Genomic DNA, 26,852 nt, shown 5'->3' on the forward strand with positions numbered 1-26,852 from the left:
GTCACGGAAATTTGTCGCGGCCTCGGGGCAATCTTGTGCCCGGCCATTGCGGGCCCGCGCCGCATGGCCGAACATGCGCTCCCTGTTCTTGTCCCTCGGGAGCATCCGGTGAACCGGACGGCGAACTCAACTGCGCGATGGCCACTCGCGCTCGGCATGGTGCTCGTGCTGGGCGGATGCGTCGCCGTGCCGGACTGGCGTTCGGAGCCGGCCGGCGGTTCTCCGCAAGCGCGCTGCCTCTCGTTGATCGGCGGCATGGATGAAGCCGTCGCCGCGCAGGGTGTCGGCGATGCCGGTGCCGCCCGCCTGAAGACCTTCCCTTATCTCCGCATCGACCGTTTCCTGGCGAGCTTCCGCCATGAGCTCTCCGCCCCCGGCGCCTTCGAGGATTGGGCGGACCATCTGCGCTGGCTCGACGCGCGGGCACGCGAGATCGAAGCATCGAACCTGTCGGCCGATGAGCGCGCCGCGCTCGCCGCGCGTCACGGCGTCGCCGATCCCGAAGGCCTCGCCGCCGCCGCCAATAGCTGCGGCGATCTGTTGCTGCAAGCCGAAGTCCTGGCCGGACCGGCCAAAGCGCGGGACGCACTCATCCGCGCCGCCGTCCCGCCGAGCAATTACAACAACTGGGTTCGCGCCGCCGGTCTCTACCCCATTACGAATCTCGGTGCCGCCATCGGCTATGCGCGCTGGAAGGATGAGAATATCGGATCCTTCGCGCACCCCTACGCGCCGCCCGCGCCGTCTGAAAGCGTCGTTGCCTATGTGCCTGCCGCGGTTGCCGATGCGGAAGAAGCGTCGCGCATCGTCCGCGCCGCGCCCCGCACCCCCCTCGGCCTCCCGAAATTCTCCGCAAGCGACGTGGCGCAACTCGCCGCCGCCTTCGCTCCCGTCTTCGAAATCGAAACTGAAAGCGGCGACGACCGTCTCGGCGCGCCTGTCTGGCATCGCGAGAACGGCGAGCTGCTTCCCGCCGTCGATGTCTCGCGCCCCACGGCCACCACCCGCCTCGTCTACACGCGCTTCGAGGGCAGGGTGCTGCCGCAACTCGTCTACACCGTCTGGTTTCCCGCGCGGCCCCTTCAGGGCAGGTTCGATCTTCTCGGCGGCCGCATCGACGGTTTCATCTGGCGCGTGACGCTCGATGAAAACGGCGCGCCGCTCATCTACGACGCGATCCATGCCTGCGGCTGCTACCACATGTTCTTCCCCGTCGCGCCACTCGTCCGCGTGCCCGTGCCGGAAGACCGCGACACGCGCGAGGCCCCGCTCGTGCCGAAAGCCGCGCCGCACCTCGCCTCAGGCGAGCGCATCCACCTCCGCCTCGCGAGCGTCAGCCACTACCTGCGCAATCTCGGCGCCGGAAAACCGGCCTCGACCCCCTCCACCTATGAACTCGAATCCGCCTGGGCGCCCCCCGCCTTCGGCGAGCGTTCCCTGCCTTTGCCGGAAGGCGGCCGCCAGAGCTTCTACGGCCCCACGGGCATCGTGCCGCATACGGAGCGTCTGGAACGCTTCACGCTCTGGCCGCTCGGCATCGAAAGCCCCGGTGCCATGCGCCAATGGGGAACGCACGCCACCGCCTTTGTCGGCGAAGCGCATTTCGACGAGCCCTTCCTGATCGAAAAGGCCTTCGCGCGATGAAGGGCGTGCGCATGGCGATTCTCCTCTTCGCGGTCCTGCTCGCCGCCGCGCCCGCCGCCGCGCTCGATCGCGGCCTCGCCGAGGCGCAGGCGGCCTTCGACGACGGTGCCTTCGGCCGTGCGGCCTTGCTCGCCCGCAAGCTCCAGACGGGTGCGGGCGACGCGCTCGCCTCGCGCGCGGAAATGGTACGCGGCGATTTCGGGTCTACCGGGCCCGCGCGTCTCGCTCATTTCGAGGCGGCGCTCCGCGATGGCCGCCACGCCGTCGCGCGCGAGCCGGACAGGCCCGAGGCACATCTCGCCATCGCCGTCGCGCTCGGCCTCATCGCCCGCCGCGAAGGCAGCATGGCGGCGCATTTCAAGGGCATGGCGACGGAAGCCCGCGACCATATCGACCGTGCGCTCGCCCTCAACCCGGACAATGCCTGGGCCCACGCCGCGCTCGGCGGCTGGCATCTCGAAATCGCTTATGAGGGCGGGCCGCTCGCCAAGGTCGTCTATGGCGCCTCGGCGGAAGCCGGCATCGCCGCCTATGAGCGCGCCCTCGCGCTCGACCCCGCCAACATGTCGATCGCCTGGCAATATGCGTTCCAGCTCGCCGGCTTCGGCAGCCGGGAGCGTGTCGCGCGCGCCTCCGAACTCATCGGCGGCATCGTCGCCCGCCGGCCGCGCACCGCGCTCGAAACCCTGCTCCGCGATGCCGCCCTCGAATTGAAACAGGCGCTCGACCGCCACGACATGGCGGCCGCCTCCCGCATCGTCGCCCTTCGCCTCGGCCGCGCGGAGAGCCGGGACCCGCCTTCCGCCGCCACCCGCAAGAGATAGAAGCTATTGGCTCGCCCAGATGATGCGCGCCATCCAGACGATCTCCTCCGGCTTCAGCACCCGGTCGTCATAGGCCGGGTTCAGCGATTGCAGGTCGATCCGCGTCGCCGTCTTCCGCGCCATCACCTTCGCCATCACCTCGTCCGCCGTCGTCTTCACCACCACGCGGTCGCCGCGCCTTATTTCTGCGCCCGGCGACACGATGATGATATCGCCCGCCCGGTAGAACGGCTCCATGCTGTCGCCGCTCACTTCCAGCGCATAGGCGTGCTCGTCCTTGAAGTCGGGAAACGCCACTTCTTCCCAGCCGCCGCCCACCGGAAATCCGGCATCGTCGAAAAAGCCGCCGCGTCCCGCCTGCGCCAGCCCGATCAGCGGCACATGGCGCGGCGGCGGCACGAAGGGCGCCTCGCCGTCCCCGACCAGCGAGAGAAATTCCTCCAGCGACGAGCCCGTGGCGTCGAGTATCCGCGCCAGGCTCTCGGTGTTCGGCCAGCGCGGCCGCCCCGCCGCCGTCACGCGCTTCGATTTGTTGAAGGTCGTGGGGTCGAGCCCCGCCGCCTTGGCAAGCCCCGAAGCCGTCAGCCCGTGCCGCGCCGCCAGCGCGTCGATCGCCGTCCAGAGGCGGCTGTGGGAAAGCATGCGGGGCATCGGCCTGAATGAATTCCTGTCTGCGGGCGGTCTTGGGAATCATGCCACAGGCAGCCGCCCCCCGCACCCCGGAAATGCGGATTCAATTCCCATCCGCCGCCTTGTCGGCCTCCGCCCGCGCGGCTAGAGTGCGCCTCATGCCGCCCGATTCCAGCCTCATCTACAAGATCGTGAGCCAGCACGAATGGCTCGCCGCCGAGGCCGAGGGCCGTTTCATCGGCTCTGCCGTCGATATCGACGACGGCTATATCCATTTCTCCACCGCCGCCCAGGCGCGCGAAACCGCCTCGCGCCATTTCGCCGGCCGCCGCGGCCTCCTTCTCGTCGCGGTCGAGGCCGCCGCACTTGGCGAGGCGCTGAAATGGGAGCCGTCGCGCGGCGGCGCGCTCTTTCCGCATCTCTACGACGTCCTGCCGCTCCACGCCGTCCGCCGCGTCGACGCGCTCCCCGTGGATGAGGAGGGCACACATCTCTTTCCCTCGATGGAAGACTGAATGGACCTCTTTCCGCTCGCCCGTCCGCTGATAAGCCTGATGGACCCCGAAACCGCGCATGGCCTCACGCTCCGTGCGCTGCGCCTCGGTCTCGGCCCCTCGCAGCGCGAGCCGGACTCGGCCTCCCTCGCGATAGACCTTTTCGGCCTCCACTTCGAAAACCCGCTCGGCATCGCCGCCGGCTTCGACAAGAACGGCGAGGTGCCGGATGCCATGCTCGCCATGGGCATGGGCTTCGCCGAGGTCGGCACGGTTACGCCCCTGCCGCAGCCCGGCAATCCGCGCCCCCGCGTCTTCCGCCTGCCGGTCCACCGCGCCGTCATCAATCGTTTGGGCTTCAACAATCAGGGCCATGCCGCCCTGAAAAAGCGCCTCCTCGCGCGCCGCAAGCGCCCCGGCATCGTCGGCGTCAACATCGGCGCCAACAAGGACGCGGCCGACCGCATCGCCGATTACGAGGCGGGCATCCGCGCCTTCGAGGGGCTGGCGAGTTATTTCACCGTCAACATTTCCTCGCCCAACACGCCCGGCCTCCGCGCCCTGCAGAACAAGGCGGAGCTGCAAAACCTCGTCGCCCGCGTCCTCGCCGCGCGCAAGGGCAAGACACCCGTCCTCCTGAAAATCGCGCCGGACCTCAACGCGGAAGAACTCGGGGACATCGCCGAGGTGGCGCTCGAGCAGGGCCTCGACGGCCTCATCGTCTCCAACACCACCATCGCGCGCGAAGGCCTCGTCTCCGGCATCAATGCGAATGAAACCGGCGGCCTCTCCGGCGCGCCGCTCTTCGCCATGTCCACCGCCGTGCTGCGCGACATGTACCGCCTCACCAAAGGCCGCCTGCCGCTTGTCGGTGTCGGCGGCATTTCGTCCGCCGCCGATGCCTATGCGAAAATCCGCGCCGGCGCCTCGCTGGTGCAACTTTATTCCGCGCTCACCTATGACGGCCCGCCGCTCGTCGGCAGCATCAAGCGGGGCCTCGCCGCGCACCTTGCCGCCGATGGCTTCGCGCATCTGAAGGATGCCGTCGGCGCGGATGTAAATGTGTAGGAGCGAAAATGCCGAAACCCACCATCTATCACAATCCGCGCTGCTCCAAGTCGCGCCAGGCCCTCGCGCTGCTGGAGGAAAACGGCCACGCGCCCCTCATCGTGGATTACCTGAAGGCGCCGCCATCCGCTGCCGAACTTCAGTCGATCCTGAAAAAACTGAAGATGAAACCGCGCGACCTGCTGCGCAAGGGAGAGGCCGCCTACAAGGACCTCGGCCTCGACAATGAGACGCTCACGGACGAAAAACTCATCCGCGCCATGGTCGAAAACCCGATCCTGATCGAGCGCCCCATCGTCGTCATGGGCACGAAGGCGAAAATCGGCCGCCCGCCCGAAAGCGTGCTGGAGATTTTCTGACCGTTACGCCAGCGCCCGCCCCAGTCGCGGATAGTAAAATCCGAGCGACGCGGCCCGCATCAGGTTGAAGCCCGCGAGCGCCGCCCACAGCCCGTGATTGCCGTAAGGCAGCAACAGCCACCACAGCGTCAGGAACAATGCGCTCGATGCCAGCGCCGCGTTCCGCATCTCGGGCCCGCGCGTCGCGCCGATGAAAATGCCGTCGAGCTGGTAGCACCAGACCGACAGCACCGGCAGCATCGCCGCCCAGAAGAGATAAACCCGCGCCGCCGCGCGCACCTCCGCATCGATGGTGAGGAAGTCGATGACGAACCCGCCGAACGCGAAAATCCCGAGCGACAGCGCACACGCGATCCCCGCCGCCCACAGCGTCGAAAGCCGTGCCGAAAGATCGAAATCCTCGCGGCTCCGCGCGCCGAAGGCCTTGCCCACCAGCGCCTCGGCGGCCAGCGCGAAACCGTCGAGGAAGAAGGCGCTCACCGTCACGAATTGCAGCAGGATCGAATTGGCGGCGAGCGTCACCGCGCCTGCCTCCGCGCTCTTCGCCGTGAACCACGCAAAGGAAAACATCAGCACGATGGTGCGGATCATGATGTCGCGATTGACGGCGACCGTCCGCGCGAGCCGCGCCGCATCCATCAGCCGCGCCCGCGTCCATTGCCCGGGATAGAATCGCAAATGCCGCGCCGCGACCGCGAGCCCGGCAAGCGCCGCCGCCACTTCCGCGATCAGCGTCCCCGCCGCGATCCCCGCCACGCCCCAGCCGAGCCCCAGCGCCAGCGCGATGTTGAAGAAGATGTTCACCAGGTTGAGAAAGACTTGCAGCGCCAGCGCGATGTTTGCGCGCCCAAGCCCGATGAACCATCCGACCAGCGCATAATTCGCGAGCGCAAAAGGCGCGCTCCATATCCTGATGTCGAAATAGTTTCGCGCCAGCCGCTCCACTTCCTCGCCGCCGTCGAGCAGCGCGAAGGCTGCAAGTCCGATCGGAAATTGAAGCGCGATCAGCGCCGCGCCCACCGCCCCTGCGATCAGCAGCGCCCGCCCGAGCGACGCGCGGATTTCCTCGCCGTCCATCGCGCCGAGCGCCTGCGCGGTGAGCCCCGTCGTCCCCATGCGCAGAAAGCCGAAGGTCCAGTAGACCATGGTGAAGATGAGCGCGCCGATGGCCACCGCGCCGATATATTTCGGATCGCCCATCCGCCCCATCACCGCCGTATCGGCAATGCCGAGCAGCGGCGTCGAGAGGTTGGAGATGACGATGGGAATGGCGATGGCGAGAACCTTGCGATGGTTCACCCGCGCCTCCGCCGCCGTCTCGCTCATGATGTGGTCGTGTCGTCCGCCGCCTGCAGCAGGAAGTGGCCATGCGCCGCCGCGATGGGCCGCGAGCGGTCGTCCTGCCAGGCTTCCGCGCGCACCGTTGCCACGCGCCGCCCCTGCTTCGTTATTTCCGCGCGGCCGTAAGTATCCACCGGCTTGCCGGAGCGCAGATAGTCGATGGTGAGGCCGATAGGCTTCGGCAGCGGCCCCGCGCCGCCTTCGAAGGCAAGCTGCGCGATCGCCGTCGTTTCGAGAAACGCGCCGATCACGCCGCCATGCAGCGCCGGCAGCACCGGATTGCCGATAAGCTGCTGCGAAAAATGCAGCACCGTCGTCACCTCGTTGCCGCGCTGGTCGACGGTAATGCCGAGATAGCGCGCATAGGGGATCGCCTGCATCAGCGCGTTGATGTCGACCGGCTTCTTCGTCTCGCTCATGCCGCGCCGTCCTTGTTCTTCGCCAGCAGTTTCATCGCTTCGTCCACGGTCTCCGGCGATATCGGCATCGGCACCGCGCGGTTCGCCGCCAGCATGAAAGTGCCGACACAGGTGGCGATGGGGTCTTCCTCGTCCGTGTGATAGGCCGTGCCGCGCACGAAGGCGATGTTCTTCGTCACCTTGTAGCAATGCGTATGCGCCATCAGGTCGAGCTTCGGCGTCGCCGGTTTCATGTAGTCGAGCCGGAGGTCGAGCGTCGCGATGGACATGCGCTCCGGCAGCGCAAGCTGCACCGCGATGCCGCAGGCATTGTCGAGCAGCGACGTGATGACGCCGCCATGGATCACGCCCGTTTCGGGATTGCCGATCAGGTTTTCCGCGTAAGGCACCGAGAGCCATGCCTGGCCCCGCTTCGCATCGACGACGGTGAGCCCGATCGCCTTCGCATGCGGCACATGTTCGATCAGCACGCTCTTCATCAGTTCGATATGTTCGGGCTTGAAGTCGTCGTCGGCCGCCATGTTTCCTCGCTCGCTACGCCGTCCTAATAGCGCCACGCCCCCGCGCCAAGTCAACCCGCATTTCCATAAGAGCAACCCTGATCACCCTCCTCTGGGGGGAGGGTCAAAATTCGCTTGCGAATTTTGGGGCGGGGGCGCGGCGCAAACGCTTCCCCCGGTCTCGCTGTATTTTCCTTCTTGCCGCTCCGCTTGCATCGCGCCGCTCCGGCGCGCAACAATGAAGGCGGGAGGACCGGAAGCTCATGCTGACGATCGAGGGAGGTCTCGCCGTCCTGACGGACCTGGACGGACTGGCGTCGCCATTACCCGTGCTGATCTCATATTGGGACCGCAAGCGCGGCGCGAGGGAAATGCCGGCGCCCGCCGACATCGACCCGGTCGAGATCCCGCGCCTCCTTCCCTGGCTGGTCCTCGCCGACGTCACCTACGACCCGCTCGACATGCGTTACCGCCTCATGGGCACGCATGTCGTCGAGATGGGCGGCGTCAACCGCACCGGCCAGTCGCTCCGCGAAAACCACGAGGGTGAGGCGCTGGCGGAGCGGCTCGCCGCGCTGGAGCGCCTGCTGGCGACGCGCGGGCCCGTTGCGCTCGGCGGCCGTCTCGACTGGCTGGGCCGCGGCTACCGCCGCTTCCAGTGTGTGCATCTGCCGCTCTCGGAGGATGGCGAAAGGGTAACGCGCCTCATCGCCGCCTACGCCTTCCCTGAACTTCGGGAATAGCCGGACCGGGGCCGCCGCCTAACCGATTGATATTTCGTCATTTTTTCCGCCCCTCTCCCGCATTGAAAAGTTGACGATTATCGTCATTAAGATAGAGTGAGCCGGATATCCGGACGCGCGGGATTTCGGGGGGCCGAGGTTTCCCGTGGCGTTCATGGGGAGGAATGATTGAGTACCGATCTGAAGGAAGCGCCCGCGAAATCGAAGGCGCCGGGCAAGCGCGAACAGACCAAACAGAACAACCGTGAAGCCATTCTCGATGCCGCGCGCATCGTCTTTTCCGATCTCGGTTACGGCGCGACCTCGGTGCGCGACATCATCCGCAAGACCGGCCTCGCATCGGGCACCTTCTACAATTACTTCAAGAGCAAGGAAGAAGTCTTCGAGGCGCTGATGGACGAGGGCATGCGCCGCATCCGGCCGCGCCTGCGCGCCGAGCGCATCCGTTCGCGCACCTTCGAGGATTTCATCCGCAACGCCTTCCGCACCTATTTCGATTATCTCGCCACCGACCGCGACACCTTCCAGGTCATGCGCCGTAATCCGAACACGGTGCGCGTCCGCATGGATTCGCCCGAAATCATCGCCGGCTTCGAGGAAATCCGCGAATATATCGAAGAAGACATCCGCAACGGCACCCTGCCGGCGGTGGACGCGGAATATCTGATGGCCTCCGTCGTTGGCCTCGCCATGGAAATGGGCGACCGCATGCTGCGCCGCCCCGAAATGGATCCCGAACAGGCCTCCGCCTTCGCCACCGCCCTCGTCCTCGGCGGCTTCCGCGCCCTCCCTCATGCAGGAAACACAGACAAGCCGTAGCGACAGCGCAGCCTATCAAGTACTTCCTTCCCACCCTCCCCGTGAGGGAGGAGCCTGCCCCCGGGCTTGACCCGGGGGTCGAAAAATCCAAAGGATTTTCGGGGAGGGATAAAGCCGAAGAATACAGCGGGCAAGGAAAAGACATGAACATCCAGAAAGCGATAATCCGCCTGCTGATGAAACTGCCGGACGGCGCTCTCGTCCGCCTCTCCGGCGGCAAACCCCTCGCCATAGACGGCCGCATCATGGATGCCCGCATGCAGTTCCTCGCCGCGCAGGGTGCGCGCGGTCCCTCCATCGTGACGCTCGATCCCGTCGCCGCCCGCGCCGCCACGTCCCAGGGCCTCGCCCTTCTCGACGGCGAGCCGCGCGCGAATGTCGAAATCGCGGATCTGAAAATTCCCGGTCCCGCCGGTCCGCTCGACGCGCGCCTCTGCCGTCCGCACGGCGTATCGGGTCCGCTGCCCGGCCTCGTCTTCTTCCATTTCGGCGGCTGCGTCATCGGCGATCTCGACACCTGCCACACCTTCTGCACCATGATCGCGGATATCGCGGGCGTCGCCGTCCTCAACGTCGCCTACCGTCTCGCACCGGAGCACAAATTTCCCGCTGCGGGCGAAGATGCCGTCGCCGCCTATAAATGGGCCGAGGCAAACGCCGCCTCGCTCGGCATGGTCCCCGGCCGCATCGGCGTCGGCGGCGACAGCGCGGGCGGCTATCTCTCCGCCCATGTCGCGCAGGAAACGAAGCGCGAGGGCTTCGCGGCCCCCGCCGTCCAGCTTCTCATCTATCCGGTGACCGACTGGGCCTGGAAGGGCGGCTCGATGGAAAGCTGCGCCAATGTCTACCCGCTCCCCCGCGACGTGATGGACTGGTTCGGCGCGCTCTACATGAACAGCCCCGCCGATGCGAACGATCCCCGCCTCTCGCCGATGAAATCGCCGGACCTCTCCGGTCTCGCCCCCGCCATTATCGTCACCGCCGGCTTCGACGTGCTGCGCGATCAGGGCGCGGCCTATGCCGAAAAGCTCAAAGCCGCCGGCGTCCCCGTCACCTATCGCTGCGAGGACAACCTCGCCCACGCCTTCACCGCCATGACCGGAATCCTCCCCGCCGCCAACGCCGCCTGCGAACGCATCGCCCGCGACGTCGGCGCCACCCTTCGCAAGACGGGCTGATCCATGCTCTACGCGATCGTCAAGGCGGCGCTGTCCGGCATTCTTGTGATGATCGTTTCCGAGACGGCGAAGCGCAGCCCCGCCTTCGGTGCGCTCGTCGCGTCGCTCCCGCTCGTCTCCATTCTCGCCATCATCTGGCTCTGGCGCGAAACGGGCGACACCGCGCGCATCGCCGCCCATGCCGAAGCAACCTTCTGGTACGTCCTGCCGTCGCTGCCGATGTTTCTGATCTTCCCCGCCATGCTGCGAAACGGTGTCGCCTTCTGGCCTGCGCTCGCCGCCGGCTGCGCCGTCACCGTCCTCCTCTATCTCCTCACCGTCTGGCTCGTGGCCCGCCTCGGCATCGCCCTCTGAGACGCGCCTCTGCGAGTCGTTCTCACCCCTGGCTCTCTTGCCCGCCGCAACTCTCCATGCTAATTCCACCCCGTCCTTAGGGGAGTAGCCGCCCTCCGCCGTCATGGCAGAGAGGGGCGGGCGTCAACAAACTCGGGTTCCAAGCGATCCCAGACGAAGTGGACCCCGGTTCGTCGTCCGGGATCGCGACAAACAAAAACCCGTGGCGTCCGTGCTCAGCGCAAGCTGATTTGGCGAGACCTTTGGCTCATGCGTGCCCCTCTGCCGGGCGGGCGCAATGGGTCATTGTCTCGTCCGGCGCGGAGTTATTTCCTTGGAAGCTTTCCTCGTCTCCCTCGGTACCGTCGCCGTCGCTGAAATCGGCGACAAGACGCAGCTTCTCGCGCTCATCCTCGCCGTGCGCTTCCGTGCGCCGCTCGCGGTCGTCGCCGGCATCTTCGTCGCCACCGTCGCCAATCACGCGCTCGCCGCCCTGGTCGGCACGCTGATCGCCGAATGGCTGACGGATCTGGTTCTCGCCTGGGTGCTCGGCCTCTCCTTCCTCGCCATGGGCGTCTGGGCCTTGATCCCCGATGCGCCGCCCTCCGAAGACGAGATGAAAGCCCCCACCCGCTTCGGCCCCTTCCTCGCCACCACCGTCGCCTTTTTCTTCGTGGAGATGGGCGACAAGACGCAGATCGCGACGGCCGCGCTCGCCGCGCATTACCAGTCGCTCGTCCTCGTCGCGCTCGGCACCACGCTCGGCATGATGGTGGCGAATGTCCCCGCCGTTTATCTGGGCGAGGCGGCGGCGAAGCGCGTGCCGCTCCGCGTCGTCCGCGCCGTCACTGCCGCCATTTTCATCGTGCTCGGCCTCGCGGCCATTGGCGGCGCGCTCGCCTATTCCTGATCGGAGCGCAGAAAGGTAATCAGCATGTCGTTGATCGCCTGCGGCTCCTCCCGGTGCACCCAGTGCGTGCCCTCCGCGAAGAACAGCGTGCCGCCGCGCTCGCACAGCGCGATGCTGCGTTTGGCGAGCGCGACATCGGCGAATTCGTCCTTCTCGCCCCAGATCAGCAGCACCGGCGTCTCGATCCGCGCCGGTTCCGCCGGCAGCTTCTTCTTCAGCAGCGCCCGGTACCAATGCACCATGGAGGTGATCGCCTTCGGCTCGCGCCACGCCTTGCGATAGGCGTCGAACTCCGCGTCGTCGAACGCGCCTGGCCTTGCCGATCCTTTCAATGCCTCCACCAGCGCGTCGAAATTCTTCCGCCTTATCATCATCTCCGGCAGCACGCGCAGGCGGAACGCCTTCACATAGCGGCTCTTCTTCCGCTGCACCTTGTCCGTGTACATCGCATTTTTCCAGATGGCCGGATGCGGCGCGTTGATCGTCGCCGCCTTCTCCATGTGCTCCGGCTTGGTCGAGCAGAGCCACCAGGCGACGCTCGCGCCCCAGTCGTGGCCGACGACGCGCAGCTTCTCCTCGCCAAAATGCTTCCCCAGCGCCACCACGTCTTCCGCCAGCTCGTCGAGATCGTAGGCCTTCACGCCGCGCGGCTTCCCGCTCACGCCATAGCCGCGCTGGTCGGGCGCGATCACGCGAAACCCCGCCTTCGCCAGCGCCGGCATCTGGTTCTTCCAGCCGAGGCAATTATCCGGAAACCCGTGCAGCAGAATGACGAGCGGCCCGTCCTCCGGCCCCATCTCGGCATAATGCAATGCCACCCTGTCGAGATGCGCCACGCCGAAGCGCGCCTCCTCCATGCCCGCAATCATGTCGTCCCTCTTGCTTCCCCCGGGCCATATTCTCCGCACCCACCGTGGCGAAGTTGGGGCCGCCGCTCTATGCTCGGTCCACAAAGCAATTTGCCATAAGAGAAAATTTCGGGAGTGAAAAAATGCGGTCCATGCGTGTGCATGAACTATCGGAGGACATCTCCGTCCTCCGGATGGACGAGGTCGAACTGCCACCGCCGGGCAAGGGCGAGATCCGTCTCCGCCTCAAGGCCTGCTCGATCAATTTCCCCGACATCCTGATGGTGCAGGGCAAATACCAGTTCAAGCCCGAGCTTCCCTTCGCGCCCGGCATGGAGGGGGCGGGCGTCGTCGCGTCGGTGGGCGAGGGCGTGACGAAATTCAAGCCGGGAGACCGCGTCGTCGCGGGCCTGCGCACCGGCGGTTTCGCCGAAGAGGCGAACGTCTCGGCGGAAGCCTGCCGCCCGATCCCCGGCAGCATGGATTTCGCGAAAGCCGCCGCCTATCCCGCCGCCTACCTCACGGCCTATGTCGCGCTTGTCTGCCGCGGCCATTTGCAGCCGGGCGAAACATTGCTGGTCCACGGCTCCACCGGCGGCGTCGGCCTCGCCGCCGTCGAAATGGGCAAGCTCCTCGGCGCCACCGTCATCGCGACGTCCGCCTCGGACGAAAAACTGAAAGTCGTGAAATCGCGCGGCGCCGATCACGTGCTGAACGTGACGAAAGGCTTCCGCGAACAGGTGAAGGAACTGACAGGCGGGCGCGGCGCGGATGTGATCTACGATCCCGTTGGCGGCGACGTCTTCGACGAGAGCGTGCGCTGCATCGCCTGGAACGGCCGCCTCCTCGTCATCGGCTTCACCAGCGGCCGCATCCCAACCATCCCGGTCAACATGCCGCTGATAAAAGGCTTCTCCGTCATCGGCGTCCGCGCCGGCGAATACGGCCGCCGCGACCCCGAAGCGGGCAGGGCAAACATCGAAGCGGTGGACCGCCTCGCGGCCGAAGGAAAGATCGACCCCCACATCTGCGCCCGCTTCCCCCTTGAGTGCGCGGTAGACGCCATGCGCCTGCTGCAAAACCGCGAAGCCGTCGGCAAGGTCGTGCTGGAGATGTGAGTGTGCTGTGAAATAAATATAGAAGCGAAAATAAATATAGAGGTGTCATCCCGGCGAAAGCCGGGACCCATTGGTTCCCCCAGCAAGCGCGACTACGTTCGGCCAAAAACAAAAACACGTGTCATCCGGGCGAAAGCCGGGATCCATGTGCCTCACCTCTTGTGGAAACGTGAATTGGGTCCCGGCTTTCGCCGGGATGACACTTCCATTTGGTATGCCCGCCTCACCTCGTCATTGCGAGCGAAGCGAAGCAATCCAGTCCTCTTCTGCGTGCAAACCCCTTCCTTCCCTCAAACGCTCCGTTGCGCCTTGTCCTTGTCGTTCGCGCTGCGGATCATCTCGCGCATCTTGTCCCACTCCTCGTCGGACAGCTTCGACAGCCGCGCGAAATTCCCGCCGCCGCCCGAAAAGCCAGCGCCGTCGATCGCGATGCACTGGCCCGTCAGATACTCGCAGCCATCCGCCATCAGAAACGTCGCGAGGTTCTTCAGCTCGTCCATCTCGCCCACGCGCCCCATCGGAATGCCTTCGCGCGAGCCGCCGCCATCGACCGACTGTCCCGGCGAAAGCCGCGCCCACGCCCCTTCGGTCGGAAACGGCCCCGGCGCAATCGCATTGAGACGGATGCCGTAAGGTCCCCATTCGGCGGCGAGCGATTTCGTCATGATGTTGACGCCCGCCTTCGACATGGCGGAAGGCACCGTGAAGGGTCCGCCGTTCCAGACCCAGGTGGTGAGAATGGAAATCACGCTCCCCTTCACCTTGTCCTCGATCCAGCGCCGGCCGATCGCATGCGTCACATAGAACGAGCCGTGGAAAACGATATTGGCAATCGCGTCGAAGCCGCGCGGCGAAAGGTCTTTTGTCGGCGAGATGAAATTCCCCGCCGCATTGTTCACAAGCCCCGTCAGCGGCCCGCCATCCGCCCAGATTTCCGCCACCATGTCGTCGACCGCCTGCGCCACGCGAATGTCGACGCTGTGCGTCTTCACCGAGCCGCCATGCTTCGCCATCAGCTCCTTCGCGGTGTCGTCGAGCACGTTTTTCCGCCGCCCGCAGATGTAAACCTCCGCGCCGAGCCGCAAATAGTCCTCGGCCATCTCCCGCCCAAGCCCCGTGCCGCCTCCCGTCACCAGAATGCGCTTGCCCTTCAAAAGCCCGTCGCGAAACATCGTCGCCATCTCGTCCTCCCGTGTTTTGTTGCGGAAAGACTAGCGTGGCAGCCGCCGCCCGTCTCGCCTTTCGGGTTGACGTCGCGGAATGCGATGGGGAAGGGAGGTGGATTGAGCCGCAGCAAGAAATAAAAACAAAAATGTCATCCCGGCTTTCGCCGGAATGACACTTTATCTCTTTGGCTAACGCATGAAGTTACTCTTCGCCCGCAACGCTCCCGCCGTCGAACGCGCTACTCCTTCTTCCCCCGCGCCATCAGCACGCTCCACAGCCGCACCGCGACGAAAATCGGAATGACGACCACGGCGCCGAGCAGCAGATACTGCACCGACCAGTCGAGCGCATCGAAACCCATCGCCCATATGTTCGCGATCGTGTCGAGGAAGTCGCGCCACAGGTCGATCGGCTTGATGCCGAACACCGCCAGCACGACGCCCACCGCGATGGAAGCGATGGCGAGCTTCAGAAGTGTGGGCACCACGGGCCCGCCGAAAAACCGATCCATATTCCGTCCTTCCAGATTGTCTTCCGGCGATGGCCTCGTCGTCCGGCCTTACTCCGCCACTTTCCTGGCGGCATTCACAGTGTAGACCGTCCGCGCGGGGAAGGGGATGGTGATGCCTTCCGCGTCGAAGCGTTCCTTGATCTTCCGCATCAGGTCGAACCGCACGTTCCAGAACTCGCTGTTCGCCACCCACACGCGCATCACGATGTCGACGGAGCTCTCTCCGAGATTGAGCACGCCGGTGAAAGGCTCGGGCTCGGCGAGGCAGCGCGCATCCGCCGCGATCTCCGCCTTGATGATGCCCATCGCCTTGCCGATATTGTCGCCGTATGAAATCCCGAAGGTAATATCCAGCCGCCGCGTCGGGTGATAGGTGTAGTTCTTGATCGGCTGTCCCCAGATATCGCTGTTCGGCACGATGATCTGGATATTGTCCGGCGTCGAAAGTTCGGTCGTGAAAAGCGACAGCGATTTCACCGTCCCGGCGATCCCGCCCACCTCCACATAGTGGCCCGCGCGAAACGGCCGGATGATGAGCAGCATCACGCCCGCCGCCACATTCGCCAGCGTCCCCTGCAGCGCAAGGCCCACCGCAAGGCCGGCCGCGCCGAGAACGGCGATGAGGCTCGCTGTCTGCACGCCGAATTTCGCCAGCACCGCCAGCACGGTGAAGATGATCGCGAGATACCAGACGATGGTGCCGAAGAAATTCTGCAGCATCGTGTCCATCTGCGGCATCCGCCCGAAGGCCCGCACGGTCCACAGCCGCAGCCTCCCGGCGAACCAGATGCCGAGAATGAGAATGAGGATTGCCGACAGGAGGCTGAGCCCGCCATCGACGATCTGCGGCAGCAAAACCGCGATCTGGTCCCTCAACTCCGGCGGCAACTGATCGAGCATGCGAAAACTCCTTGAACCCGTGCCCTGCAGTCTCCCACGACTGCCGCGTGATTTGAACCCTCCCCCTTCCTGCCACCCTCCCCCTTCTGCCACCCTCCCCCTGTGGGAGGGTCAAACGGCTGCAAGCCGTTTGGGGAGGGGTAGGGGAAGGTGCCAGGAAATTCAGGACTGCATGTTTGTCCGCTGCTGCAACCCCTCCCCGAAATTCGCTGCGCAAATTTCGACCCTCCCACAGGGGGAGGGTGGAAGTTACACTGACGTCATGGTTGATCCGGCGCTCAGGAATCTGCGGAAAAACATGACAGAGGCCGAACGCCGCCTCTGGAGCCGGTTGCGCAAGGAGGCGCTTGGATACGAGTTCCGGCGCCAGCATCGGTTGGGCAGCTGGATCGTCGATTTCGTCTGCCTCGAAAGACGCTTGGTCGTGGAAGTCGACGGCGGTCAACACAACATGTCGGCCGGCGTTGCCCGCGATACCCGCAGAACCGAATGGCTGGAAGCCGATGGCTTCGAGGTTCTCCGTTTCTGGAACAACGACGTCCTCGCGAAAACCGACAAGGTGGTCGAAACCATCTGGCACGCGCTGAGAAAACCTCGCCCCGGCCTGCCCCCCATCCGCGCCTGAAGTCGATCCTTCTCTATCACCCTCCCCCTGTGGGAGGGTCAAACGGCTGCAAGCCGTTTGGGGAGGGGTAGGGGAATCTGCCAGGAAATTCAGGACTGCATGTTTGTCCGCTGCTGCATCCCCTCCCTGAAATTCGCTGCGCAAATTTCGACCCTCCCCCAAGGGGAGTGTGGCCTGATACGCTCTCCCCCATGACCAAGCCGCTCCCCGCCCCGAAGGAAGCCGAACCGCAAGGCGCCATCCTCCCGCCCGCCTTCACCCGTTGGTTCGAGGCGCGCGGCTGGCGCCCCCGCGCGCATCAGCTCGCCCTTGTCGGTCTCGCGCGCGAGAAGAAATCCGCGCTCCTCGTCGCGCCCACAGGCGCCGGCAAGACGCTCGCCGGCTTCCTCCCCACGCTGGTCGATCTCGCCACCAATCCGCGTAAAACCCGCAAGCTCCACACGCTCTATATCTCGCCGCTCAAGGCGCTCGCCGTCGACGTGAAGCGCAATCTCGAAATGCCCGTCGCCGAAATGGGCCTCGAAATCTCCATCGAAACCCGCACCGGCGACACGCCGCAGAACCGCCGCCTCCGCCAGCGCCGCGAGCCGCCCGACATATTGATGACGACGCCCGAGCAACTGGCGCTTCTCTTGTCCTATCCCGACGCGAAGGATTTCTTCGGCGCGCTCGACTGCGTCGTGCTCGACGAACTGCACGCGCTGGCGAATTCCAAGCGCGGCGATCTTCTCGCGCTCGGCATCGCGCGTCTCTCCCGTCTCGCGCCGGGCCTCCGTCGCGTCGGCCTCTCCGCCACCGTCGCCGAGCCGGACGAGCTGCGCCGTTACCTCATGCCGCAACCGGCGGAAGGCGAGAGCTTCAGCGAAATCGTCGTCGCCCCGCCCGGCGCCGTACCGGAAATCGCCGTGCTGACGCCGATGGAGCCCGGCGCGGAGGAGGGCGGCGAGGCGCGCATTCCCTGGTCCGGCCATTCCGCGCGCCACGCGCTCCCCGCCGTCTACGAAGCGATCCGCGCCAACAGGATCGTCCTCGTCTTCGTCAACACGCGCAGTCAGGCCGAATTCGTCTTCCAGGAACTATGGCGCCTGAACGAAGACGCGCTCCCCATTGCGCTCCATCACGGCTCGCTCGCCGCCGAAGCGCGCCGCAAGGTCGAGGCCGCCATGTCGGCGGGCTCGCTCCGCGCCGTCGTCTGTACCTCCACCCTCGATCTCGGCATCGACTGGGGCGAGGTCGATCTCGTGGTGAACATGGGCGCACCGAAAGGAGCAAGCCGCCTCCTCCAGCGCATCGGCCGCGCCAATCACCGCCTCGACGAGCCGTCCCGCGCGCTGCTCGTCCCCGCAAACCGCTTCGAGGTGCTCGAATGCGAGGCCGCCCGCGCCGCCGCGCTGGAAGGCGCACAGGATGGCATGGTCGCGCGGTTGGGCGCGCTCGACGTTCTGGCGCAACACATCCTCGGCTGCGCCTGCTCCGAACCCTTCGACCCGGATGCGCTCTACGCGGAAGTAAAATCCGCCGCACCCTACCGCGCTCTCCCGCGTGAGGATTTCGGCAAGGTGGTCGATTTCGTCGCCACCGGCGGCTACGCGCTGAAAAACTACGACCGCTTCGCGCGCCTCCGCCCCAACGCGAAGCACGAAGGCGACATGCGGCTCCGCGCCGCCTCGCCCTCCGTCATCCAGCAATACCGCATGAATGTCGGCACCATCGTCGAAGCGCCGATGCTGAAAGTCCGCATGATCAAGAGCCGCGGCCGCCGCCCGGTGGGCAGCATGGGCGGGCGCTATTTGGGCGAGATCGAGGAATATTTCATCGATCAGTTGTCCCCCGGCGACACCTTCCTCTTCGCCGGCCATGTCCTCCGCTTCGAAGGCCTCGCCGAAACCGAAGCCCTCGTCACGAAGTCGAACGCCGCCGAGCCGATGATCCCGTCCTATTACGGCGGCAAGTTTCCGCTCTCGACCTATCTCGCCGCCCGCGTCCGTTCCATGCTCGCGCATCGCGAACAATGGTCGGCGCTGCCGCCGCAGGTCCGCGAATGGCTGGAAATTCAGGCCTGGCGTTCCGTCCTTCCCGGCGAACACAATTTGCTGGTCGAGTGCTTCCCGCGCGGCGACCGCTATTATCTCGTCTGCTATCCCTTCGAGGGCCGCCTCGCGCATCAGACGCTCGGCATGCTGCTCACCCGCCGCCTCGACCGCGCCGGCGCGCGGCCCCTGGGTTTCGTCGCCTCCGAATATTCGCTCGCCATCTGGTGCCTGCGCGATTCCGGCCTCATGCATGAGCGCCACGAATTGCCGCTCGGCGAACTCTTCGCCGAGGACATGCTGGGCGACGACCTCGACGCATGGCTCGCCGAATCGAGCCTGCTGAAGCGCACCTTCCGCGATTGCGCCATAATATCGGGCCTCATCGAGCGCCGTTATCCCGGCATGGAAAAAACCGGCCGCCAGGTCACCTTCTCCTCCGACCTCATCTACAACGTGCTCCGCGAGCACGAACCCGACCACATCCTGCTCCGCGCCACCTATAACGACGCGGCGACCGGCCTCCTCGATGTCGGCCGCGTCGCCGAAATGCTGAAGCGCGTAAGGGGCCGCATCACATTGAAGCGCCTCGACCGCGTCTCGCCCTTGGCCGTCCCCGTCCTCCTCGACATCGGCAAGGTCCAGATCGACGGCGAAGCCAACGAAGCCTTGCTCGCGGAAGCGAGAGACAGTCTGATAGAAGAAGCGACAAGGCTGGTTTGACCCGCTGCCTCTCGATAAATAGAAGTGTCACCCCGGCGGAAGCCGGGGCCCATGGGCCTCTCGACGGGCACCGCTGAATGTATGACCTGCAAGAAAAAGAACCCCGCATAGAAACGCAGCCCTCGCTCCGCGTCTGCGGCGTCACGCTCGGTCTCATGCCCGAAGGCGCGGGCTGGTGGTCGGACGAGCGCCTCCTCGTCGTCGCCGATCTCCATCTCGAAAAAGGCTCCGCCTTCGCCGCGCGGGGCATCGCGCTCCCGCCCTACGACACGCGCGCCACGCTCGCGCGCCTCGAAGCCCTCATTGAAAAATTGAAGCCGCGCACAATCGTCGCCCTCGGCGACAGCTTCCACGATCGCGCCGCCGCTTCGCGCATGGACGCATCCGACGCCGCGCATCTAACGCGCCTCGCCAAAAATCTCGACTGGGTCTGGATCGCCGGCAATCACGATCCCGTGCCGCCTCGCGAATTCGGCGGCACCGTCATGGAGGAACTTCGCCTCGGCCCGCTCACCTTCCGTCACGAGCCGCAGGCCGCGCCCTCGACGGGCGAGGTCGCCGGCCATCTCCACCCCTGCGCCGCCGTCCGCGTCCGTGGCCGCCGCCTCCGCCGCCGCTGCTTCGCCTCCGACGGCACGAGACTTATCCTCCCCGCCTTCGGCGCCTATGCCGGCGGCCTCAACGTCCTCGACGTCGCTTACGAAAATCTTCTCCCCGGCTTCGACTTCCACGCCTGGATGATGGGCGCAAGAACGGTTATCCCCGTCTCCGCCCGCCGCCTCGAAGCAGATTGATCCGTAGACGGACAAAAATACTTGTCCCCACCCCCGGCGCGCTCACTCCCTACCCTCCCCCTGAGGGAGGGCCTGCCCCGGACCCGATCCGGGGTCAAAATTTGCACAGCAAATTTTGGGGAGGGGTAAGCCGCAGGGCAGGGCGCCAAAACCGGGGATTACTTATTTCCCGCCACCCTGAAAATCCGTTGATGACATTTTCATGACAGTTCGATGACGGTCGCCCGAAAACCGGGGATAACCACACCTCAGCCGAGCGTTGCCAGCACCGGAAATGTCTCCAGAATGAAGATCGCGATCCGCTCGAAATTGCCGGTCAGCATCATCGCTCCCGTCCCCGCCAGCAGCACGCCCGCGGCGATCTCCACCTTCCGCATATGCCGCCGGAACCGCGCCGCGAAACTGAGAAACCCGCGCACCGCAAATGCGGCAAGCAGAAAAGGAATACCGAGCCCCAGGGAATAGACCGTGAGCAGAGTAACGCCGGCGCTGAGACTCTCCTGCGCCGCCGCGATCGTCAGGATCGTCGCGAGAATGGGACCGATGCAAGGCGTCCATCCGAACGCGAAGGCAAGCCCCAGCAGATAGGGGCTCGCGAACTGCATCAACGGGCTCCGCGCTTCCTCGCCCGTACCCGCAATATGAAACCGCGCCTCGCGATTGAGAAAGGCGATCCGGAACAATCCCATGTAATGCAAGCCGAACACGATGATGACCGCGCCCGCAATGCGCGACAGCACATCCTTGTGTTCGAGAATGAAAGGATTGATCGCGCTGGCGCTCGCCCCGAGCGCCACGAAGATCGTTGTGAAACCGAGAACGAAGCCCACGGCGCCGAGCGCCACGCGCCGCGTCAGCCCTTCCGACGCCAGCGGCTTTCCCTGTTCGTCCTCGCGCGTCAGTTCCTCGAGCGACGTCCCCGCGATGAAACAAAGATAGGCCGGCACCAGCGGCAACACGCAAGGCGACAGAAAACTGATAAGGCCGCCAAGCGCCGCGGCGGCATATGAAAGTTCGAGCGTCGCCATTTGTCCTTCGTCTTTCGAGCGCGCAGTCTACCTTGGATAGAGGATCATCTGGGTGCAGCGAAAGAGGGCGATGGTGCGGTCTTTCGTCTCGTTTCGCACTTCGACATCCCAGACATGCGTGCTTTTCCCGCGATGCGCCGGCACCGCGCGCCCCGTCACGACTTCGCCTTCCTTCGCGGAGCCGAGAAAATTCGTCTTCAGTTCGACCGTCGTGAAGCTCGCGCCCTCCGGCAGGTTCGGCGACATGCCTGCCGCGCAGAGCCAGTCCGCCAGCGTGATGACGACCGGCGCCCACAGAAAACCCGTCCCCGCGACGACCGGTTCCGTTACCGTCATCCTGCCGGTAACGAGTTCCGGCTCGCAGATTTCAAGCTCGACGCCGACAAGTCCCGGATGCTTGTGCCGCGCGAATTCGTTGAGCCGTGCCACTCTCTCTTGCGACATGTTTTTACATCCCCCTTATCGCCGGTTCATCACGGCGGAAGCGAGCCACCCTGCAAATGCCGCGACGAGCACCGCGATCAATCCGTAGAGAAGCGGGTCGCTATGCGCCATGCGGAAAATGAAACGCTCCACGCCGCGCTTGTCGATATAGAGCGGCGACGAAATCGTATCGACGATTTCGCCGTCCTGCAGCAGGTAGACCTTCGCCGTGTAAAGCCCCACCGGCACATTCGCGGGAATGTTCACCGTCGCGCGGAAAAGCGTTTGCCCGAGAAAGGTCACGCCGCCCGGCACGTTGATATAGAGCCCGTCGCGGCGCTTGTTGCGGATAAGCGCTTTCCAGAAGGCAGTCTCTTCGTCCGGCGGCAGGATCTGCACGGTACCGTCGATGGAGCGCGCCGTCGGCGCCCCCGGTCCGATATTCTCGATGCCGATGCGCAGCGCTTTCAGCGTGTCCGCCGCCGCCGTCACTTCGAGCGGCCGCGTGCTCGCGATGGCGTAATAGCCGGGCACATTCGGATAGGTCACGGAATCGTGGTTCACCCAGACGCCCGCCACTCTCTCCTTCCGCCGCACCATCACCGGCCGCACCGGTCCCTGCACCACGACGACGACGTCGCGGTTGAGTGCCCGCGTGCCGGGCGTCCGCGCCTCCACCGCGCCGAACAGAAGTATCTGCGTGCCGGTGAAGTTCGAGCGGATGGCGATCTGGTGTTCGGACAGGTCCGTGACAAGCTGGTCCGCGCGCGCCGCGCCCGTGAATGCGACAAGCATGAGAAGAAACGCCGCCGCCCGCCGCATCATGGAAGCGGCTCCACTTCGATGATGGAATAGAGATCCGGCGGCGTCGAAATGAGGTCGTAGCCGAGCCGAAGCCCGATCAGCATCAGGATCGCCGCCAGCAGCGCGCGCAATTGTTCCGCCGGCATCTTCTCCGCCGCGCGCACGCCGTATTGCGCGCCGATGACGCCGCCGACGACAAGCAGGAATCCGAGCACGATGTCGACGGCCTGGTTCTCGGTGGCATGCATCACGCCCGTCAGCGCCGCCACGAAGACGATCTGGAAAAACGACGTTCCGATGACGACATTGGTCGGCATCCGCAACAGATAGATCATCGCCGGGATCATGATGAAGCCGCCGCCGACGCCCATGATGGCCGACAGCACGCCGACGAAAAATCCGACGAGAACGGGCGGGATCACGCTGATATAGAGTTTCGAGCGGCGGAACCGCGCCTTGAAGGGCAGGCCGTGGATCCAGCTGTGATGTCCGCCGCGCCGCGCCGGTTGCGCGCCGCCCCGCGCCGCGCGGATCGCGCGCACGCTTTCCACCATCATCATCACGCCGATGACGCTCAGCAAAAGCACATACGCGATGGAGATGGTGAGGTCGATCTGGCCGATGGCCGTCAGCACCTTGAAGAGATAGATGCCGCTCAACGATCCGACGATGCCGCCGGCCAGCAACACACCGCCCATCTTGAAGTCGATGGATTTGCGCGTGAAATGCGCGAGTGCCCCGGTGACGGACGAGGCGACGACCTGCGTCGTCTGCGTGCCCACGGCGACGGCGGGCGGAATGCCGAGGAAAATCAGAAGCGGTGTCATGAGAAAGCCGCCGCCGATGCCGAACATGCCGGAGAGAAAGCCGACAGTCGCGCCCATGGCGAGAATGGTCAGGATGTTGACCGGCAACTCGGCGATCGGAAGGTAGATCTGCATGTCGCGCGCGGCTCCGGCTGCCGGAGACCCTCAGGACCGGAAAGTCGCCCTGAAAAGGAATGAACGGGAATTGGGGTAGCACGTCCCCCCGCCAATTCCTAGCATGCCGGCGCCGGATCGGGCGCCGAAGGCTAGCTGAGCGTCGCTTCCAGCGACGCCAGCGTCTCGCGCGTCACCGTTCCTGTTGTCTCCAGCCCTTCGGTGAGCTGATATTCCAGTATGGCGTCCCGCGTGCGCGGGCCCATCAATCCGTCCGGCGATCCGGCGTCGTAGCCGAGCCGGTTGAGAAGCTCCTGCGCCCGCGCGATGTCGGCCCGCGAGGCGGGTCCGTTCGCCGTCGTCGCGCCTTCAAGCGAGGAGACCTCCCAGCTCTTCAGCGAGCTCACATCGCCATTCGCCATCGGGTCGGGCGTCTTCGCGCGCCACGTGCCGGAGGCGATTTTCGCGCGCGCCAGATCGTCGGCGCTCATCTCCGTGGCAATGGCGTCGCGCTTCGCGGCCGCGCCCTTGTCGCCGCCCTTCGCGGCGATGTCGAGCCACTTGTAGGCCTCCACCGGGTTCTTCTCGATGCCGAGCCCGCGTTCGTTCAGGATCGCGAGATTGTACTGGCTGTCACCAAGCCCGAAATCCGCCGCTTGCGTAAACCAGCGCGACGCGGTTTCGAAATCCTGCGCCGTGCCGCGTCCCTCGGCATGGATGACGGCGAGGTTGTGCATCGCCTTCACATTGCCGCCCGAAGCTGCCTTCTCGTACCAGTCGCGCGCCTTCGCGTCGTCCTGCGGCACGCCGCGGCCTTTTTCATACTGGGTGGCAAGCCGGTATTGCGCGATGGTGAGGCCTTGGCCGGCGGCGCGCTCGAACCATCGCGCCGCTTCGGACATGTCCTGTGTCACGCCTTCGCCATTGGCATAGCGCTGGCCGACTTCGTATTGCGCAGCCGCGTCGCCGCCCCGCGCCGCATCCATCAGCGTCACCTTGGCAGGCTCCATCGGCGCCGCGTCCACGGGCGTCGAAGGGGCTGGCGTCAGCGAGGGTGCCGGCGTCAGCGAGGCCTGTCCCGCCGGTGTGCCGGCGGAAGGCTGCGCCGCTGCCGGAACATTCGCCGCAGGTGTCTTGGGTGCCGGCACCAATGCGTCGTCGGGCATGACGGGCACATCCGTCGACGCGTCGGTTGAAGGCGTCGACGCCGGAGCCGTGGCGGCGCTTGCAGCCGCGTCGCTGGTTCCGGCGTCTTCCGGATTGGCCTCCGGGATGTTCGGCTTCACCGGCTGGCTGTCGAGAACGGTCGGCCGGGTGCTGCCTGGATTGTCGATGCCGCTCACAGGGGAAAGGGGTGCGGCACTCTCTTTCAGCATCGCATAGGCGCCCGCGAGAACGGCAAGCACCACGAAGCTCGCGGCTACGGCGAGAACGAGTTTCCGGCGGCGGCCTTCACTGCCGTCCTGCGCGGAGAACCGTGCTGAAGATTCCGCGAAGCCCGTTGCCGGCGCCGCGCCATAGTAAGGCTCCTGCCGCCCGGTGCTGCCGCCTTCCGCGGCTGCCTGGGCTGCGCGTCGTGCCGCGGCAAGAAAGTCGCTTGCCGCCCGCTGGCCGGCATTCTGCATCGGCTCCACCGGGTCGGGCGGAATGATGCCGTCGTCCACTTGGCCGCGCATCTGCGCGTCGCCGTTGAAATCGTCATCGTAAGGATCGGGCCTTGTCTCCGTCGCGAAGGGCGGCGGGCTGGCTTCCTCGAAGGAGTGGTCTTCCCGTGCCGTCCGCTCGTAAGGCGGGGGCGGCGCTTCGTAGGGCGGCGGCGCGGCAACGCTCGGTGCCGAGCGCTCCGCCTCGTACTGGCGGCCCCAGTCGCTCGGACCGAAAGACGGCCCGAGATTGCCGCCCATGCTCGGGTTCATCATCTGCGGCGCATCGAAGTTCATGCCGTATCCCGGCCCGGCGGGCGGAAAGCCGGCGGCGAGGGCGCCCACATTGAGCTGCGGCGACAGGGCGGCCTGCGCCTTCACCGCTTTCGTTTCCTTTTCGAGCTGGCCGAGCCGGTTCGTCATGCGCTCGATCATCGCCTGCAGCGATGAAAGCGCCTCGCGGTCGCGGCTCTCGGTCGCCGTCAGGTTCTCGCCGATACCGGCAATGGCGCGCTCGACCGTCTGCGCGGCTTCCACCGTCAACTGCTCATTGTGCTGCAGCCGCTGCGCCATCTGTTCGAGCCGCTGCGCGAGTGCGTCGGGAATATGCGTGCGATGGGAAACGTCGATCTCTTCGATCTTGCGGACGATGCTCGAAACCGTCGTCTCCAGCGCCTTTGCCGTTTCGTCGCCGCGCCGTTCCGTTTGCTCGATGCGTGCCGAAATCTGTTCGATGCTCTTCTGCAGCCGGTCGATGGTGGCGCGCTGGTTTTCCGCGTTCGATTTCTCCTCGATCGCCTTCAGCGCCGCCTCCACGGCCTGCGAGCCGATCCCGCCGACGCCCGTCTCCATCTTCTCCATGCGGGTCGCGAGCTGCATCAGCGTGTCTTCGAGCGCGCGGGCGCGCTTCTTCGCCTCCTCGCGTTCGGATTCCTGTTCCGCGTTTTCGATGCGGTGCGAGAGCGATGCGAGCGACTGGCGTATTTCGATCAGCGTCTCGTCCGTCCGGCGCTCGGTCGCGTCGAGATGGTCGACGACGGCGTTCATGGCTTTCTCGAGCGTCTGGATCGCGCGCGCGTCTTCCGGGCGAAGCCCGCCGCGGCTGCGCTCCGCGCGCTCCATGCGTTCGCCGAGCTGCTGCAGCTTGCGCTCCAGCGGATCGGGCGATCTCGCTTCGGAATACCTGTCGTCCATGTCGTGCTCCGACCCGTCGATGCGCGCGGCGAGATGTCCCACCGTCGCTTCCAGCTTGCGCGTCATCTCCGCAGTCCGCCGTTCGCTGCTGTCCACCCGCTGCACGAGTTCCCGCACGGCTTCGGCCACGGGGCCGAGATCGATCTTGGGTTCGGGTATCGCGATGCCGGGCGCCGACTGGTGCGGCGGGGTGTAGTGGGCATGAGATGCCATGATGGACTCCTCCTGCTGCCCCACTTCGTCGGTCCCCGTATCCATGATGACCTGGTTCAGCCACGCCCCAAGCGTCACGCCGGCGCGCCGCGCCGCCTGCTTGGCCGCCTCCCGCGCCTCGGGCTCAATACCCTTGACGCTCCATGGAACACCCGATCGCATCCGAATCACTATGCCCGTTAACCCTTCGAGCCAGTATAAACCGCGCTATCTGGTATTTCTCAACGCAGACTAACCCAAAATCTTGTTGCGGTTCTCAAGTCTCCGCCGGCGCGCAAACAATCGGCGGGACGTGCTGCTTCCAGCACCGCCAATAAAGCGGCAATGTCGGTAAATACGGCGTTAATAACCGGACCTAAGTGCGCGCCATGGCGCAATTATTTCAAAAGCTGGCTCAGCCCGCCGGATGCCGGTTCCGGAGCGAGAGCATCGCCGCCTCGCTCCATTCCGACCAGGCCCGAGCCTTGGCGAGATAATCGCCATAGGAGGCCGCCACGCGTCCCGCCAGGTCGCTTGTCGCCGCCAGCTCCGCGAGAACCTCGCCCGACACCTTCGCCATCGCCGCCGCCACGGGCTCCGGCCACTGGCGAAGTTCCGTGTCCCCTGCCTCCATCAGCCCGGCAAAGGCCTCGATATTGTGGAAGGTGAA

At 65.6% G+C, this 26,852-nt stretch carries 27 protein-coding genes and 1 pseudogene; 14 read left to right on the top strand and 14 right to left on the bottom strand.

The window, feature by feature from the left end:
* Positions 1-108 precede the first annotated feature (108 nt).
* Positions 109-1,644 carry a hypothetical protein gene (locus Q8S60_RS00980; RefSeq protein WP_305275858.1) on the top strand — a complete coding sequence of 512 codons (1,536 nt, stop codon included), beginning with the start codon at positions 109-111 and terminating at the stop codon, positions 1,642-1,644.
* Positions 1,645-1,655: 11 nt separating this feature from the next.
* Positions 1,656-2,468 (top strand): hypothetical protein, encoded by an 813-nt coding sequence (locus tag Q8S60_RS00985; RefSeq protein WP_305275859.1) that lies wholly within the window; start codon positions 1,656-1,658, stop codon positions 2,466-2,468.
* A gap of 3 nt (positions 2,469-2,471) precedes the next feature.
* Here the strand turns inward: Q8S60_RS00985 and Q8S60_RS00990 are convergent, their stop codons facing one another.
* Positions 2,472-3,110, bottom strand: a complete 639-nt coding sequence (locus tag Q8S60_RS00990; RefSeq protein ID WP_305275860.1) for a helix-turn-helix transcriptional regulator — start codon at positions 3,108-3,110, stop codon at positions 2,472-2,474.
* Positions 3,111-3,256: 146 nt separating this feature from the next.
* On the opposite strand from Q8S60_RS00990, the gene Q8S60_RS00995 reads away from it, so the two are divergent.
* The 3 genes from Q8S60_RS00995 to arsC are packed head-to-tail and all read left to right on the top strand — an operon-like array spanning position 3,257 to position 5,019.
* The gene (locus tag Q8S60_RS00995) at positions 3,257-3,613 is read left to right on the top strand and encodes a DUF952 domain-containing protein (protein ID WP_305275861.1); all 357 of its coding nucleotides are present in this window, start codon (positions 3,257-3,259) and stop codon (positions 3,611-3,613) included.
* Positions 3,614-4,660: a quinone-dependent dihydroorotate dehydrogenase gene (locus tag Q8S60_RS01000; RefSeq protein WP_305275862.1), complete on the top strand. Its 1,047-nt coding sequence runs from the start codon at positions 3,614-3,616 to the stop codon at positions 4,658-4,660.
* Positions 4,661-4,668: 8 nt separating this feature from the next.
* The gene (gene arsC, locus Q8S60_RS01005) at positions 4,669-5,019 is read left to right on the top strand and encodes an arsenate reductase (glutaredoxin) (protein ID WP_305275863.1); all 351 of its coding nucleotides are present in this window, start codon (positions 4,669-4,671) and stop codon (positions 5,017-5,019) included.
* Between the two features lie 3 nt (positions 5,020-5,022).
* Here arsC and Q8S60_RS01010 read toward each other — a convergent pair whose 3' ends face one another.
* Genes Q8S60_RS01010 through Q8S60_RS01020 form a run of 3 tightly spaced genes read right to left on the bottom strand, consistent with a single transcriptional unit; the run spans position 5,023 to position 7,300 of the window.
* Positions 5,023-6,345: an MATE family efflux transporter gene (locus Q8S60_RS01010; RefSeq protein WP_305275864.1), complete on the bottom strand. Its 1,323-nt coding sequence runs from the start codon at positions 6,343-6,345 to the stop codon at positions 5,023-5,025.
* Positions 6,342-6,779 carry a PaaI family thioesterase gene (locus Q8S60_RS01015; protein ID WP_305275865.1) on the bottom strand — a complete coding sequence of 146 codons (438 nt, stop codon included), beginning with the start codon at positions 6,777-6,779 and terminating at the stop codon, positions 6,342-6,344. The genes Q8S60_RS01010 and Q8S60_RS01015 overlap by 4 nt, the downstream gene beginning before the upstream one ends.
* Positions 6,776-7,300 (bottom strand): PaaI family thioesterase, encoded by a 525-nt coding sequence (locus tag Q8S60_RS01020; protein WP_305275866.1) that lies wholly within the window; start codon positions 7,298-7,300, stop codon positions 6,776-6,778. The genes Q8S60_RS01015 and Q8S60_RS01020 overlap by 4 nt, the downstream gene beginning before the upstream one ends.
* Positions 7,301-7,542: 242 nt before the next feature.
* Between Q8S60_RS01020 and Q8S60_RS01025 the strand changes: the two genes are divergently transcribed.
* The 5 genes from Q8S60_RS01025 to Q8S60_RS01045 all read left to right on the top strand — a co-directional run bounded on the left by Q8S60_RS01025 (position 7,543) and on the right by Q8S60_RS01045 (position 11,262).
* Complete coding sequence (locus Q8S60_RS01025; RefSeq protein WP_305275867.1) at positions 7,543-8,022, top strand: PAS domain-containing protein; 480 nt, start codon at positions 7,543-7,545, stop codon at positions 8,020-8,022.
* Between the two features lie 168 nt (positions 8,023-8,190).
* On the top strand, positions 8,191-8,841 hold the full coding sequence (locus tag Q8S60_RS01030; RefSeq protein ID WP_305275868.1) for a TetR/AcrR family transcriptional regulator: 651 nt from the start codon (positions 8,191-8,193) through the stop codon (positions 8,839-8,841).
* Between the two features lie 143 nt (positions 8,842-8,984).
* Positions 8,985-10,019, top strand: a complete 1,035-nt coding sequence (locus Q8S60_RS01035; RefSeq protein ID WP_305275869.1) for an alpha/beta hydrolase — start codon at positions 8,985-8,987, stop codon at positions 10,017-10,019.
* Between the two features lie 3 nt (positions 10,020-10,022).
* On the top strand, positions 10,023-10,373 hold the full coding sequence (locus Q8S60_RS01040) for a DUF3147 family protein (RefSeq protein WP_305275870.1): 351 nt from the start codon (positions 10,023-10,025) through the stop codon (positions 10,371-10,373).
* Between the two features lie 313 nt (positions 10,374-10,686).
* Positions 10,687-11,262, top strand: coding sequence for a TMEM165/GDT1 family protein (locus tag Q8S60_RS01045; protein WP_305275871.1), 576 nt, complete (start codon positions 10,687-10,689; stop codon positions 11,260-11,262).
* Here the strand turns inward: Q8S60_RS01045 and Q8S60_RS01050 are convergent.
* The gene (locus Q8S60_RS01050) at positions 11,253-12,131 is read right to left on the bottom strand and encodes an alpha/beta fold hydrolase (RefSeq protein WP_305275872.1); all 879 of its coding nucleotides are present in this window, start codon (positions 12,129-12,131) and stop codon (positions 11,253-11,255) included. The genes Q8S60_RS01045 and Q8S60_RS01050 overlap by 10 nt on opposite strands.
* 122 nt (positions 12,132-12,253) lie before the next feature.
* On the opposite strand from Q8S60_RS01050, the gene Q8S60_RS01055 reads away from it, so the two are divergent.
* The gene (locus Q8S60_RS01055) at positions 12,254-13,228 is read left to right on the top strand and encodes an NADPH:quinone oxidoreductase family protein (RefSeq protein ID WP_305275873.1); all 975 of its coding nucleotides are present in this window, start codon (positions 12,254-12,256) and stop codon (positions 13,226-13,228) included.
* Between the two features lie 290 nt (positions 13,229-13,518).
* Here the strand turns inward: Q8S60_RS01055 and Q8S60_RS01060 are convergent, their stop codons facing one another.
* From Q8S60_RS01060 to Q8S60_RS01070, 3 genes are all read right to left on the bottom strand, one after another.
* Positions 13,519-14,400, bottom strand: coding sequence for an SDR family oxidoreductase (locus Q8S60_RS01060; protein ID WP_305276408.1), 882 nt, complete (start codon positions 14,398-14,400; stop codon positions 13,519-13,521).
* Between the two features lie 233 nt (positions 14,401-14,633).
* Positions 14,634-14,906 carry a DUF6460 domain-containing protein gene (locus Q8S60_RS01065; protein ID WP_305275874.1) on the bottom strand — a complete coding sequence of 91 codons (273 nt, stop codon included), beginning with the start codon at positions 14,904-14,906 and terminating at the stop codon, positions 14,634-14,636.
* 48 nt (positions 14,907-14,954) lie between these two features.
* A complete protein-coding gene (locus Q8S60_RS01070; RefSeq protein ID WP_305668271.1) occupies positions 14,955-15,806 on the bottom strand; it encodes a mechanosensitive ion channel family protein in 852 nt (283 codons plus the stop codon).
* 262 nt (positions 15,807-16,068) lie between these two features.
* Here Q8S60_RS01070 and Q8S60_RS01075 point away from each other — a divergent pair, with 262 nt between their 5' ends.
* The 3 genes from Q8S60_RS01075 (at position 16,069) to pdeM (ending at position 19,978) form a co-directional block, all read left to right on the top strand.
* Complete coding sequence (locus Q8S60_RS01075) at positions 16,069-16,431, top strand: endonuclease domain-containing protein (RefSeq protein ID WP_305275876.1); 363 nt, start codon at positions 16,069-16,071, stop codon at positions 16,429-16,431.
* A 191-nt stretch (positions 16,432-16,622) separates the two neighbouring features.
* Complete coding sequence (locus Q8S60_RS01080) at positions 16,623-19,184, top strand: ligase-associated DNA damage response DEXH box helicase (RefSeq protein ID WP_305275877.1); 2,562 nt, start codon at positions 16,623-16,625, stop codon at positions 19,182-19,184.
* 77 nt (positions 19,185-19,261) lie between these two features.
* A complete protein-coding gene (pdeM, locus tag Q8S60_RS01085; RefSeq protein ID WP_305275878.1) occupies positions 19,262-19,978 on the top strand; it encodes a ligase-associated DNA damage response endonuclease PdeM in 717 nt (238 codons plus the stop codon).
* Positions 19,979-20,226: 248 nt separating this feature from the next.
* On the opposite strand, the gene Q8S60_RS01090 is transcribed toward pdeM, so the two are convergent.
* The 6 genes and pseudogenes from Q8S60_RS01090 to Q8S60_RS01115 form a co-directional block, all read right to left on the bottom strand.
* Positions 20,227-21,006 carry a cytochrome c biogenesis CcdA family protein gene (locus Q8S60_RS01090; RefSeq protein ID WP_305275879.1) on the bottom strand — a complete coding sequence of 260 codons (780 nt, stop codon included), beginning with the start codon at positions 21,004-21,006 and terminating at the stop codon, positions 20,227-20,229.
* A gap of 27 nt (positions 21,007-21,033) precedes the next feature.
* A complete protein-coding gene (locus Q8S60_RS01095) occupies positions 21,034-21,450 on the bottom strand; it encodes a PaaI family thioesterase (protein ID WP_305275880.1) in 417 nt (138 codons plus the stop codon).
* A 15-nt stretch (positions 21,451-21,465) separates the two neighbouring features.
* Complete coding sequence (locus Q8S60_RS01100; protein ID WP_305275881.1) at positions 21,466-22,254, bottom strand: TIGR02186 family protein; 789 nt, start codon at positions 22,252-22,254, stop codon at positions 21,466-21,468.
* Entirely contained in the window at positions 22,251-23,174 is a 924-nt protein-coding gene (locus Q8S60_RS01105; protein WP_305275882.1) for a sulfite exporter TauE/SafE family protein, read from the bottom strand. The genes Q8S60_RS01100 and Q8S60_RS01105 overlap by 4 nt, the downstream gene beginning before the upstream one ends.
* Before the next feature lie 131 nt (positions 23,175-23,305).
* Positions 23,306-26,365, bottom strand: a complete 3,060-nt coding sequence (locus Q8S60_RS01110; RefSeq protein WP_305275883.1) for a peptidoglycan-binding protein — start codon at positions 26,363-26,365, stop codon at positions 23,306-23,308.
* A 232-nt stretch (positions 26,366-26,597) separates the two neighbouring features.
* Positions 26,598-26,852: pseudogene (locus Q8S60_RS01115) on the bottom strand (ABC transporter substrate-binding protein); the annotation flags it as partial.

The sequence above is a fragment of the Parvibaculum sp. genome (assembly GCF_030694575.1).
Taxonomy (GTDB): domain Bacteria; phylum Pseudomonadota; class Alphaproteobacteria; order Parvibaculales; family Parvibaculaceae; genus Parvibaculum.